This window comes from Microcoleus vaginatus HSN003, assembly GCF_022701255.1.
Classification (GTDB): domain Bacteria; phylum Cyanobacteriota; class Cyanobacteriia; order Cyanobacteriales; family Microcoleaceae; genus Microcoleus; species Microcoleus vaginatus_B.
In genome coordinates this window covers 3,056,705-3,069,243 of record NZ_CP031705.1, presented here as the reverse complement: position 1 = coordinate 3,069,243, position 12,539 = coordinate 3,056,705, and the positions used below count along the sequence as shown (strand labels likewise).

9 protein-coding genes and 2 pseudogenes are annotated in these 12,539 nt (G+C 44.1%); 7 read left to right on the top strand and 4 right to left on the bottom strand.

Going from position 1 to position 12,539, the window contains the following annotated elements:
- Positions 1-360 precede the first annotated feature (360 nt).
- Positions 361-1,317: pseudogene (locus D0A37_RS13335) on the top strand (IS630 family transposase).
- A gap of 172 nt (positions 1,318-1,489) precedes the next feature.
- Here the strand turns inward: D0A37_RS13335 and D0A37_RS13330 are convergent.
- The 3 genes and pseudogenes from D0A37_RS13330 to D0A37_RS13320 all read right to left on the bottom strand — a co-directional run bounded on the left by D0A37_RS13330 (position 1,490) and on the right by D0A37_RS13320 (position 4,717).
- Positions 1,490-2,434 (bottom strand): annotated as a pseudogene (locus D0A37_RS13330) (FTR1 family iron permease).
- An 86-nt stretch (positions 2,435-2,520) separates the two neighbouring features.
- On the bottom strand, positions 2,521-3,552 hold the full coding sequence (locus D0A37_RS13325) for a 4-helix bundle domain-containing protein (protein ID WP_242724819.1): 1,032 nt from the start codon (positions 3,550-3,552) through the stop codon (positions 2,521-2,523).
- Positions 3,553-3,712: 160 nt separating this feature from the next.
- Positions 3,713-4,717, bottom strand: a complete 1,005-nt coding sequence (locus D0A37_RS13320; RefSeq protein ID WP_242724817.1) for a multicopper oxidase domain-containing protein — start codon at positions 4,715-4,717, stop codon at positions 3,713-3,715.
- A 314-nt stretch (positions 4,718-5,031) separates the two neighbouring features.
- Here D0A37_RS13320 and rppA point away from each other — a divergent pair, with 314 nt between their 5' ends.
- The 6 genes from rppA to rpmB all read left to right on the top strand — a co-directional run bounded on the left by rppA (position 5,032) and on the right by rpmB (position 10,378).
- Complete coding sequence (rppA, locus tag D0A37_RS13315) at positions 5,032-5,721, top strand: two-component system response regulator RppA (protein WP_242724815.1); 690 nt, start codon at positions 5,032-5,034, stop codon at positions 5,719-5,721.
- 86 nt (positions 5,722-5,807) lie between these two features.
- The gene (locus tag D0A37_RS13310; protein ID WP_242724813.1) at positions 5,808-6,038 is read left to right on the top strand and encodes a hypothetical protein; all 231 of its coding nucleotides are present in this window, start codon (positions 5,808-5,810) and stop codon (positions 6,036-6,038) included.
- A complete protein-coding gene (locus D0A37_RS13305) occupies positions 6,035-6,382 on the top strand; it encodes a type II toxin-antitoxin system PemK/MazF family toxin (protein WP_242724811.1) in 348 nt (115 codons plus the stop codon). Before D0A37_RS13310 ends, D0A37_RS13305 begins: the two co-directional genes overlap by 4 nt.
- Before the next feature lie 20 nt (positions 6,383-6,402).
- Positions 6,403-7,734, top strand: a complete 1,332-nt coding sequence (gene rppB, locus D0A37_RS13300) for a two-component system sensor histidine kinase RppB (RefSeq protein ID WP_242724810.1) — start codon at positions 6,403-6,405, stop codon at positions 7,732-7,734.
- Positions 7,735-8,004: 270 nt separating this feature from the next.
- On the top strand, positions 8,005-9,993 hold the full coding sequence (gene htpG, locus D0A37_RS13295; protein ID WP_242724809.1) for a molecular chaperone HtpG: 1,989 nt from the start codon (positions 8,005-8,007) through the stop codon (positions 9,991-9,993).
- A 148-nt stretch (positions 9,994-10,141) separates the two neighbouring features.
- Positions 10,142-10,378, top strand: a complete 237-nt coding sequence (gene rpmB, locus D0A37_RS13290) for a 50S ribosomal protein L28 (RefSeq protein ID WP_242724808.1) — start codon at positions 10,142-10,144, stop codon at positions 10,376-10,378.
- An 85-nt stretch (positions 10,379-10,463) separates the two neighbouring features.
- On the opposite strand, the gene D0A37_RS13285 is transcribed toward rpmB, so the two are convergent.
- A complete protein-coding gene (locus D0A37_RS13285) occupies positions 10,464-12,524 on the bottom strand; it encodes an adenylate/guanylate cyclase domain-containing protein (protein ID WP_242724807.1) in 2,061 nt (686 codons plus the stop codon).
- Positions 12,525-12,539: the final 15 nt, after the last annotated feature.

Sequence of the window (12,539 nt, the reverse complement as noted above, 5' to 3'; positions counted from 1 at the left end):
ATGATTAAACTTTTGCCTCCGGCCACCAATAGACTGGACTTCCCCCATACAAATGTACTAACCGTCCTAAAACTCTTACTCAACAAAGGATGCAACTGTTGAGCTAAAAATTTGTACCCATTTATCAGCAATAGCTGACGCAGGATCTCGCGCTCAATTGTTGTACATTCAATATATAGCATTTCTCAGAAAGATGAGGTATGATATAACTGACTTGAACGGAGTGAAAAATATAGAAACCTAAAATGTTATGCAGCTCTAATTAAATGGAAGGCTCTTCGAGCAGTAGTCCCTCACCCCATAGCAGTCACTCGAATGACAACTATCAATAATTTTAGCAAGTATCACACATTAGTAAAAATGAAAACTTATTCGATTGATTTTAGACAAAAAATTATGGACGTGTACCATAATGAACCGCTGTCACAAAGAGCAATAGCCAACCGTTTTTGTGTAGCCCTAAGTTTTGTCCAAAAAATAATTAAACAGTATCGTGAGACCCAAAATATTGCTCCTCGAACTGAGCGATGCGGACTCAAATTAAAACTGAATGCAGAGCAACTGCTGATCAAGCGCGAAATTGATTGAAGAAAATAATGATCCGACTCTCGAAGAACTCCGTTATTTACTCTACCAAAAAATTGGTTTTACCATCAGCGTAGCAACGATGGGAAGAATGGCAAAACTCTTAAACATGACCTTAAAAAAAAACTCTTTTCCCGTCAGACAAAGGCAGTGAAAGAGTTCAGAACCTGCGATATTAGTTCTGGCAAAAAATTCGACAAATTTGTTTGAAAGACTTAATATTCATTGATGAATGTGGAGTAAACTTGGCAATGGTTAGGTTATATGCAAGGGAGGCTAAAAGGTTCAAGAGCCCAGGGGTCAAAACCGAATAAACGGGGCAGAAATGTCTCAATAATTGGAGCTATATCGGTCAACGAAATCCTAACATCCATCAATTTAACAGGTACAACTGATACAATTACATTTGAGGCTTTTATTATCCGAAAGCTAGTACCAAAACTCTGGAAAGCGGTTTGTGTAGTGATGGATAATTGTACTATTCATACCGGAGAAGAAATAGAAAAAGCCATCAAAAAGAAAGGGGCAAAATTAATATACTTGTCGCCCTATTCGCCCGACTTCTCACCAATTGAACATTTATGGTCAAAACTCAAAAACATTCTCCGTTCTATCAAGACGACTAATTATCGAGAATTAGCAAAAGCGATAGAGTTTGCGTTCAATCAAGTTACATTATCCGATCTTTGGAATTGGTTTACTCACTGCTGTTATTGTACCTCATCTTTCTGAGAAACGCTATAATTGCCGATTACAAACAGATATCAATCATCTACATGGGTACATATTTTATTGATCAACAATTAAAACCTTTGTTATGAAAGGCTTTTGAGTTTTTGTAAGTATATTTGTAGGGGGAAGTTCAGACTAAAAAGCCGATCGTATTTCGATCGCACTTAATTTCCTATTTAGTTGCCTGGGTTTTTTTGAATGGGAAAAACACTCTACCTGCCAAACTTTGGAAGTAGATGCCACCGACGGTAATTAAAAAGACGAAATAAGCGATCGCCTGCACGACATAGAGCTTATCCGTGTAGCCAAACAGCGCACTCAGCAACCAACCTGGAAACTTTTCTTCGGGAAGCAGTTTCGAGGTATTCCACACCATCGGCCCGAGAATGCAAGAGTGGATTTTAGTAAATCTTTCGTAATAAAAACACAGTGCTGCTGATTCGCGATTTGCTTGCGATAAAATATTCATCGCGCTGTCAAAAAGCCCCAATGTAAATACCACTAAACCCGCTACAATAAAAAGCAATAAAATGCCCATATATTTGAAAAACAGGCGGATATTAATTGGGATTCCCCATTTAAACAGCAGGACACCAATTCCAGTGGCGGAGAGAATGCCGGCGAAAGCGCCAATTGCCGGAATAATCACTTGTTGAAACTTGGCGACGACAAACAAAACAGTTTCAAATCCTTCGCGCAAAACGGCAATAAAAACTAAACTAAATACGCCCCAACCAGCATGAGAGTTTTGCGTTAAGGCGGCACTCACAGCGCCTTCGACTTCGGCTTTCATAAATCGCGCTTGCTTGGTCATCCAAATCAGCATCCAGCTCAGCATTGCTATTGCTATAACCCCAAAAATTGCTTCTAGCAGCGATTCCATAATCGGTGCCAAAGGCTGATTGGATGCGGACAAAATTTGAATAGTCCAGCCGAACAGTACACCTATCAAAGCGCTGGCAATAAGTCCAACACCAACTCCCCCGAAAACTCAAGGACTTAAATAACTTTGTCCTGATGTTTTGAGGCAAGCGAGAACGATTCCGACAACTAAGGCGGCTTCGACTCCTTCGCGGAGAGTAATTACAAAGGTGGGCAATGCTTCGCCAAAATTCATTTTTTATGGTGGGAATGGGACTGGTTAAGGAGCGAGGTAATTGGCAGATTATTTACCAATTACCGCTGTTGATGAGAGTAATGTTTTTAAGAGGCGGGTTTGAGAACTTTTTGGCTGTCGCTTTCGATCTTTTTAACTAGCTGGTTGACTTGTTCGGTTGTTTTTACGGGGGCGGGGGGTGCGATCGCAGTTGGCCAATTTGCCTTAAGTTCAGTCATGTTGGCAACAATTGCTTTGTCAATTTCCGGGCTAGTTTTAGCCACTTGAGCGGCGATATCTTTGTACAGGCTTTCCGCGTACAGGACAAAACCCCGCGAATCTTGGTATTCAATAATTGCGGAAATTTTGCCGTTAGCAACTGCCGCTGCGTATTCGGAATTAGCTGTATCCAGCAAGCCGTTAATCACTTGCAGCACGAATTTCGGATCTTTTCGCTGCGCTTCGGGGAGGGTGGCAATTGCTCCGTCAACTGCTTGCATTGATGTGTCAAATTCTGCATTCACTTGAGCCGGATCTTTTGCACCCGCTTTAACTAAATCCTGCAATTTAGTTAGAGTAGTCTTAAATTCGGGAATTTTACGCTCGTTTAGCTGATTTTCGACATCGGCATAAATTTCTTCGACGGGATGCCCGATGTGAGGTTCTGCCTGGTCTGGTTTGCCTTGCTCCAAGAGTTCTTTTGCTACCATAAGATGCCCTTTCATCAATCCCATGTTAGTCATGAAGTCTACATCTTTGGCTTCACCGGTGAGGACGACATCTTCAATAGTCACCATGTCTTTGATTTCGTCGAATTGGGGTTGAGTAATGACATTTTTTGATACCAATTCTTCGACTTTCCCGTAAGGACGGCTGGCTTGAATTTTGTTAGAAAGTGCCGGTACTCCTAACTTGGCTTCGAGTTTATCTAACTCTGAAGGAATGGCAGTATTGATGTTTATGGCGCCTTTGCCACCGTGATTCCCGCTGTGACCGCTTGTGGATGCGGGACTGGCTGTGGCCACGGGTGAGACTGTGCTGCCGGTGTTGGTGGCTGTGGGGGTGGAAGCGCAACCGGCCAGAGCAACAAAGATGGCTGTAGCCGTAGCGGTCGGTAATAAGCGAAAGGATGGTAACATGGCAGTTGCTAATTTTTACGTTATGTGCATTTCGACTCACAAGTTATTAAGAATAATTCTCAATTATTTGCGAGCTATTCATTCTACCTATTTGCGATCGAGCTTGTCAAATAATTTCATACTTTATTTGAATCGCCGCACCCTGGTAGCAGGATTGGGTTTAAGTGATGACTTCAAATACACCCATGCAGCCAGCTTCGGCGATCGCATCTTGATGGGGATGAAACATAAATTTTCCAGCATAGCCGTAAGTAAATTCTAAAATATGTCTTTCAGCTACTCCCATGGTGATTACATCGGTTCTTTCACTGGGAGTCAAAGTCATTCCCGTGCGATATACGTCAAAAAAGTTGGCGTGCAAGTGGAAGGTTACTGCCGCTTCGTACTCAATTAAGTTGAGAACATATAGCCGGATTAGCTGATTTTGGTAAATAGGTATCGGGTTGTTCATGTAATAATTGGGCAACCCGTTAAAAGCGTAAAGCTCGTTTTTTTTGTCGTCGTTTACGTCGTATCCTCCCATGATTAACAAGATTTCATCGGCGGGAGGGCGGGGTTTTGGCGGATCGATGATGAACATTCCATAGAGTCCTTTACCTATATGGCGAGTTACGGGCTCAATATGGCAGTGATAGAGATGCACTCCGTAGGGATTGGCATCGAATTCATAAATAAATACCGAACCGTGTTTCACTGGTTTAACGCCATCCATTTCGCTGGTATGAACGCCGTGAAAGTGCAGCGAATGAGAATCTCCGGCTTTGTTATAAAAAATGACGCGGATACGATCGCCCTCTGTTGCCCTCAATGTTGGCCCCGGCACGCGATTGTTGACATTCCAGGTGTTGAAAGTGACGGCGCTGTTAAGTTGGACGATCGAAGTATTAGCTTCCAGGCGAAATTCGCGTACCGTGCGCCCGTTTTCGCGCGTCACCGTGCCGTAATCAAAATCCCGCGCAATTTGCATCGGGTTGATATTGCTGACGGTGACTGCATCTGCGGGCATTGGCGGTACTCTCGCCACAGCCGATCGTTTTTGGGCCAAATTTTGCAATGCGATCGCGCCCCCCGCTACCCCAGCACCAGCTATTCCTAGCTGTAGCAGTTGGCGGCGACTCCAGCGCCCCGGCTTTTTCATGGCGGGGCGATCGGATAAATCTGTCATACTTATTGAAAATTTTTATCAAAAATTTACTCGTGGTTGATTATAAGACATTACCAGCTTGTTGTCAATTATTGTCAACAGTTATCTTTTTCTGGAAAGTCAATCGATTGTAGATTGTAGATTGTAGATTGTAGATTTTAGATTTTAGATTTATTCCCGTCAGTCAGTCTACGCGTTGGAATGAATCCGGGGGCTTGCGAGCCAATTAGTTTCGCTCATAAAATTTCATGCTGATTTCATCTAAGTATGCGAGCTTATATGTTGGGGGTCGATCCGTAACAATGTATAAGGATGTACCGCTATAAATTAGAGTTATGAGAGTTTTGCTAGTTGAAGATGAGCCAGATTTAGGGAAAGCGATCGATCGCACTTTAAAGCAGGAAAAATATATAGTTGATTGGGCTTTGGATGGCAGTGAAGCTTGGGAATATTTAGACAGTCAGTGGACGCAATATAACCTGGCTATTTTTGACTGGTTGCTACCAGGATTATCAGGATTGGAACTGCTGCGGAGATTGCGTGCTAAAAATAGCGCATTGCCCGTATTGATGCTAACAGCCAAAGACCGAATGGAAGATAAAGTGGCGGGACTAGATGCCGGGGCTGACGATTATTTAGTTAAACCATTTGGCATGGCGGAACTGTTAGCAAGATTGCGGGCTTTGCAAAGGCGATCGCCCCAAATTCAACCGCAACAGCTACAGGTAGAAAATCTGGTTTTGGACTGCGGAAATCGAACTGTGTGCCATCTTGACCCAAGTGGTAACAGCCAGATAATTTCTCTAACAAACAAAGAGTTTCAACTGCTAGAATACTTTATGAAACATCCCAACCAAATTATCACCACTGACCAAATTCGGAATCAGCTATGGGAAGCGAGTGCAGATAGCTTTAGCAATGTGGTAGCAGCTCAAGTGCGCTTGCTGCGGCGTAAACTTGAGTCGGTTGGCGACGCGAATTTAATTGAAACCGTTCACGGCGTCGGATACCGCATGAAAAATTAAAGCTGTAGGGGCAACGGCGGGGGGATTCTATTTCGTTTCTAGTATCTGGCTATAATATAGAAAACTCGAATAAACAAATAACTGCCATGAAAGATTTAATCCAACAAGAGTTAGAAAAGCTCGATCTCGAACAACTAAAACAAGTATTTGAATTTATTGCATTTCTGAAATTTCGTGCCAGATTAGTTACTAATCTAGCAGTAGATGAAAGTAACTTAGCCGCACTCTACAGCGAATTTGCCGAAGAAGACCGACAACTTGCGGAACTCGGAATGAGCGAATACGCAGAACTCCTAAAACATGAGGATTTGCAATGACAGTCAGACGGGGTGAAATCTGGATTGCAAACCTCGATCCTACACAAGGTTCCGAACAGACTGGTGTACGTCCCATAATTATTTTCCAAAATGATACTATTTCGAGATACACGACTACTGTTATCAGTATTCCTCTCACCACTAATCTGCGGCGTGTCTCTCTCCCTTCATGTGTTTTCATTCCCAGCGGTGAGGGAGGATTGACTCAAGCTTCCGTTGCATTGTGCCATCAAATGCGAGTTTTGGATAAAACACGATTGCGAAATAAAATTGGTGAAATTAATCCAGAACTCTTGGTACAATTAGAAAATAATGTATTATTTACCTTGGGATATTTACCTTAAAAAATAGCGCTCGGCTCAATGTGAATCAAAATAAACTATTTAACCGAACTCGCTGGCAATTAGCCATTTCCTATGCGGCTGTAATGGGTTTGATTTTGAGCTTGTTGGGATTTGGCGTATACAAGGCGATCGCCCACGCTCACTGGGTAGCCATAGACAGGGAATTAGAGTCCGTAGCGGGGACGCTACACGACAGCCTAGAACTCAAATTGCAGCAGCCCGGACGCTTGGAGCCTATAGTAAACGAACTTTTACCCAACCTTCGCCTAATGGGAGTTAAAGGCATTAAAGAACAGTTGCCAAGCCGCCATATTTTAAGCGCTATCAACCAAGGCTATTACTATATTCGTTTATTTGATTATTCCGGTAAATTAATTGCTACCGCCGGCGCTTATCCCGCAGAATTACCGCCAGAATTTAACTCCCAATACTGGCAAACAATAACTGACACCAAAGGTAATGTTTATCACCAAATTTCTGTAGCGCTACACACCCAAACACAGCAAGATTGGGGATATTTTCAAGTGGGCCGGAGCCTGCAAGACTTTAATGATTATCTCAGTACAGTGAAATGGCTTTTGAAATTAGGATTGCCTACAGCATTGATTTTGATAGGTTTTTCTAGTTGGTTATTGGCAGGATTGGCAATGAAACCGATTTATTCTTCCTACCGACAAATTCAACAGTTTACAGCGGATGCAGCCCACGAATTGCGGACGCCTTTAGCGGCTTCGCAGGCGACTGTAGAATCGGCGCTGTTGACGCCTCAATTAGATGAAAAAGAGGCGCGGGAAATTTTGCGGACGATCGATCGCCAAAACCGACGATTAACTCAGTTAGTGGCTGATTTGCTGCTGCTGGCTCGCATGGATAATCAAGCGATACGCGATCGCCCTCAATTGTGTTGTTTGAATGACTTGGTGAGCGATTTAGTCGAGGAATTGGCCGCAATGGCGATCGCTTCTAAGGTAGCGTTAACATCCGAAGTGCGAGTGCAGCAGCAATTAAATGTTGTCGGCAATTCCGACCAACTTTATCGCTTAGTTGCTAATTTAATTGTTAATGCCATTCAATACACTCCGGCGGGCGGGAAAGTAACAGTTATTTTAGATTGCAGCCACCAAGAGGCGATCGTGCAGGTTCAAGATACGGGTATTGGGATAGTGGCGGCAGATTTAGAGCGAATATTCGATCGATTTTACCGAGTCAACAGCGATCGATCGCGCAATACCGGCGGATCGGGACTGGGATTGGCGATCGCCCAAACCATAGCCCGGGCACATCGTGGCAGCCTCAGCGCCCGCAGCGAATTGGGGCAAGGCGCTACTTTCCTGCTGCGGTTGCCTTTGTGAGCTACTATGTGAGGGAAACCGAATCATCTTTTTGGGGTAATCCCTTTTGCAAAAGAGAGCGCGATCGCTCAAAATCATTAAGTAGTCAGTAGTCAGCAGTCATTAGTCCATCACAGGCATAATAACTAATGACATCAAAGCCTGGAGAAAAAACGGACATAAGGATGAATAATTTATTTTTATTCCTTCTTCCTTCTTCCTCCTTCCTTATTCCTTCTTCCTTCAACATCTGACTAATCACTCTTCCTAAAAATTACCTAGCGAAAAATTATGACAGTTTTAGAACAGGGAACAATCTCCATCCATACCGAGAATATTTTCCCGATTATCAAGAAGTCGCTATATACTGACCACGAAGTCTTCTTGCGGGAACTAATTTCTAACGGCGTCGATGCCATTGCCAAACTCAAAATGGTTTCCCGTTCCGGCGAATACGGCGGCGACATGGGCGAACCGGAAATCACCATAGCGATCGACAAAGAAAACAAAACCCTCTCAATTTCCGATAACGGCATCGGCATGACCCCCGATGAGGTAAAAAAATACATCAACCAAGTCGCTTTCTCCAGCGCAGAAGAATTTATTCAAAAATACCAAGGCAGTGGCGACGACGCAATCATTGGTCACTTCGGCCTCGGTTTCTACTCTTCTTTCATGGTGGCGAAGAAAGTAGAGATTGATACTCTTTCTTACCAAGAAGGCTCCCAAGCAGTACACTGGTCTTGCGACGGTTCTCCGGCTTTTGAACTATCAGAATCTTCCCGCATCGAACGCGGCACTACTATTACTCTTACCCTCCAAGACGAAGAACAAGAATATGTAGAACCCAGTCGCATTAAGCAGTTAATCAAAACTTACTGCGATTTCATGCCAGTTCCCATCAAATTTGAGGGAGAGGAACTCAACAAGCACAAAGCAATTTGGCGGGAATCAGCCAGCAATTTGCAAAAAGAAGATTACTTGGAACTCTACCGCTACCTTTACCCGTTCCAAGACGAGCCGCTGTTGTGGGTACACCTGAACACAGATTATCCTTTCATTGTCAACGGCATTCTTTTCTTTCCCAAACTGCGGCCGGATGTCGATGTTACCCAAGGCAATATTAAGCTATTCTGCAACCAGGTTTTTGTCAGCGACCACTGCGAAGAAATTATCCCGAAATTCTTGATGCCGCTGCGGGGAGTCATTGACAGTACCGATATTCCCCTGAACGTTTCTCGCAGTTCTTTGCAAAGCAATCGCACTGTGCGGAGAATCGCTGATTATATTGCCAAAAAAGTGGGCGATCGCCTGAAAGAACTCTACCGCGACGACCGTGACGAATACATCCGCTGCTGGCAAGATATCGGCACTTTTGTCAAGTTTGGAACTCTCAACGATGACAAGTTCAAAAAGCAAGTCGAAGATATCTTAATCTACCGCAGCACCTACGAACCAACAGCCGAGAAGCCAGAAACTGTAACGCCAGAAGTTCAGGTGCAAACAGAGGAAGGAGATTTGTGGCAAGATGTCACTCCGAAGTCGGAAAATTCTAGTTCCACGCAGCCTTACACAACTCTAAAAGAGTATTTGGAACGCAATCAAAAACGCCACGAAAATCGTGTGTTTTATTGTACGGAGCCTGCGTCTCAAGCAACTTACGTCGCCATGCACAAAAGCCAAGGTTTAGAAGTGCTGTTTATGGATTCTTTCATCGACACGCACTTTATCAGCTTCTTGGAACGAGAATACTCAGATGTCAAATTCTCGCGGGTTGATTCCGACATCGACGAAACGCTAATTGACAAAGAGAAAGAAGCGGAAATTGTCGATCCGGCGACGAATAAAACTCGCAGCGAACAAGTTAAAGAAATGTTCCAAAAAGCTCTCAATAAGCCGAAAGTGAACATTCGTACAGAAGCTTTGAAGTCTGACTCTGCGGAGGCGACGCCACCTGCGATCGTACTTTTGCCAGAAGCTTTGCGCCGGATGCGCGACATGACGGCGCTTTTGCAGCAGCAAGCCGCCGAATTCCCCGAAGAACACGTTTTGCTGGTGAATACGTCTCACCCGCTGATTCAAAATCTGGCTAGTTTGAGTCAGGGTGCGATTATTCAAGGCGGCGGGGAGTCTCCGTCAAGTCAGTTGGCGAGTATGATTTGTCACCACGTTTACGACTTGGCTTTGATGGCCCAGAAGGGTTTCGATGCTGAAGGGATGAAGGATTTTGTCGAGCGATCGAATCAAGTCTTGACAAAGTTGACAGAACGTGCTATGTAATTAAGCCCCCCAACCCCCCCTTGCTAAGGGGGGGATTAAGAGTTTATTTCTCTTGGTAAAGGGATAAGTCAAGCCTTCTTCCCTCTTCCTTCTTCCTTCAGGTATAATGAAATGCTGCACGCAAAAAAACGGTAATCGGGAGGGCAATATGTCACGGAAATGTCAGCTAACTGGAAAGAAGGCGAATAACGGTTTTGCGGTTTCTCACTCGCACCACCGCACTCACAAGTTGCAAGAGGCAAATTTGCAGTGGAAGCGGGTTTGGTGGCCGCAGGAGAAGCGCTGGGTAAAATTGCACCTTTCTACAAAGGCAATTAAAACCTTGGAACACAAGGGTTTGGAAATAATGGCTAAGGAAGCTGGAATTAACCTGTACAAGCTTTAAAAAACTTGGCTAGTGTAAAAGTAAGGGCGATCGCACATTTAAGAGTGCGATCGCCCTTACTTTTAGATAAAAACCTTTACTAGAGCTATTTTCGGCATTTTAGTAAATAAGTAGTCATCTGACCTTTGCCTTTAACTTCGATCGCGCCACGGTTTTCAAAGGAATACTTTTCTCGCAACTGCTGATAAGTTGTCTCTGTTACCTGAATACACCCAGGCAAGCCGTGAGATTCCATGCGGGAAGCGGTGTTAACTGTGTCTCCCCACAAATCGTAAATAAATTTTTTAATACCGATGACTCCGGCGACAACCGGGCCGCTGTTGATGCCGATTCTGATGCTGAAAGCTTGGCTGTGGGTATTGCTGAAGTCAATAATTGCCTGCTGCATATCCAAAGCCATTTCTGCGATCGCTTCTGCGTGATCCGGGCGAGGAATGGGCAGGCCTCCAACTACCATGTAAGCGTCGCCAATCGTCTTAATTTTTTCCAAACCGTGCCTTTCTGCTAGGTTGTCAAATGTCGAAAAGATGTCATTCAGCAAGGCAACTAATTGCGTTGGAGAAACTCGCGAACTGAGTTGAGTAAAGCCTACTATGTCCGCAAATAAGACAGTAACATCAGCAAAAGTGTCTGCGATCGTACTGTCTCCCCGCTTCAACCGATTTGCTATTTCTTCAGGCAAAATATTCAACAGCAAGCGATCGGATTGTTCCTGCTGATATCGCAGTGCTTTTAAAGTATCATTGAGAGCATTAGTCCGTTCTTCTACTCTAAACTCTAACTCGTCATTCAGCTTTACAAGCTGCATTTCAGCCCGCCTGCGGTCTGTGATATCCGTACCGATTGCCAGAATTCCCGCGAACTTTCCTGCCGCCTCAAACAGCGGTTTATTTGCCCACGATACCCAAACCCGCTCGCCACTACGCCGGATACTTTCATCTTCATTTCGCGTGTATTGTTCTGGGTTTTCCAAAATATCTCTCAACTTTGCTGCCAAGTCATTTCCTTTTGTATCTATCTGGGGAATGATGGTTCCCACTGCGTTTTTGCCAATTATTTCTTTTTCATCGTAACCAAAAAAATTCTGTGCAAATTCGTTAAAAAAAGTAATATTTCCTTCCGTATCTAGTTTTAAAATAATGCTGTTAGCATTTTCCACCAATTCCCGATACTTAATTTCGCTTTGCCGCAGCGAATCCTCTGCTGATGCGCGTTCGGCTACTGTCGCCGCCAACAGCAGCGATGTAACTACAATTACGCTCATAAAAGCCTGCAAAAATAAGATGGCCTGATTGATATTTTCCGCTTTAGCAATAAAGGGGCCCCCTCCCTGAGAACCGCCCCAAATGGCGATACTGGATACAATGAAAGATGCTAAAACCGCCCCTACCTGACCGAATTGAATGGTTGCCCAAATTACCAAGGGAAATGGTAAGTATTCGAGGGGATAACCGGAGAGATTACCTTCACTTTTTGAGTTGTAGACTAGCCAACTGACTGTTACTAATAAGAGCAGGCATATTCCGACAGCGATGCGATTTACAATTGTTTGAGAACCTGTATTTGGTGAAGGGCTGGGCGCTTGTTTATGGTTGTATATAATCAACAGCAGGGGAGTAAAAATTAAAACTCCTAATGTATCTCCGAGATACCAATTCCATCGAATGTGCCAATATTCGCTCCAGTCAACTAAACCAATTACACAGAGGCGCAGCGTGCCGAGAGTGCAGTTGATTTGAGTGGCAACTACAGCCCCGCAGAAAATTAAATTGACTACATCGATCAGCCGATCGAGTGAGGGGCGAAACTTTAGCTGTTGCAGCAAAGTAAATACGCACAACGCTTGCAAACAAGCGCAAAAGGCACTAATCGTTGCCAGTGTTAAAGATACCTCAAGGTTAATAGTCTCGTAAAAAAATACGCCTAAAGCTATTCCCGGCCAAACGTGCCGACCAAATAATAAAATTGCAGCTTGTGCAATTCCTGCGGGCGGCCAGACGCAGGTAGCTAATTTATTTACCCCTGGGATTGAAACTGCTATTTTTGCTCCCAAAGCGTAAGCAAAAGCAATGGCAGCTACTCGTGCTAAGTATTGCCAATTTCTAGATTTAGGAAATCGCAGAAAGTGAATTTTTTGGGGGCTCATACTGAGTGTTATATT

What these genes read in the sequence shown, in the direction of transcription:
- rppA (WP_242724815.1), top strand. Translation starts at nt 5,032, where the DNA reads ATGAGAGTTTTGCTAGTTGAAGATGAGCCAGATTTAGGGAAAGCGATC.
- D0A37_RS13325 (WP_242724819.1), bottom strand. Translation starts at nt 3,552, where the DNA reads ATGTTACCATCCTTTCGCTTATTACCGACCGCTACGGCTACAGCCATC.
- D0A37_RS13305 (WP_242724811.1), top strand. Translation starts at nt 6,035, where the DNA reads ATGACAGTCAGACGGGGTGAAATCTGGATTGCAAACCTCGATCCTACA.
- htpG (WP_242724809.1), top strand. Translation starts at nt 8,005, where the DNA reads ATGACAGTTTTAGAACAGGGAACAATCTCCATCCATACCGAGAATATT.
- D0A37_RS13285 (WP_242724807.1), bottom strand. Translation starts at nt 12,524, where the DNA reads ATGAGCCCCCAAAAAATTCACTTTCTGCGATTTCCTAAATCTAGAAAT.
- D0A37_RS13320 (WP_242724817.1), bottom strand. Translation starts at nt 4,717, where the DNA reads ATGACAGATTTATCCGATCGCCCCGCCATGAAAAAGCCGGGGCGCTGG.
- D0A37_RS13310 (WP_242724813.1), top strand. Translation starts at nt 5,808, where the DNA reads ATGAAAGATTTAATCCAACAAGAGTTAGAAAAGCTCGATCTCGAACAA.
- rpmB (WP_242724808.1), top strand. Translation starts at nt 10,142, where the DNA reads ATGTCACGGAAATGTCAGCTAACTGGAAAGAAGGCGAATAACGGTTTT.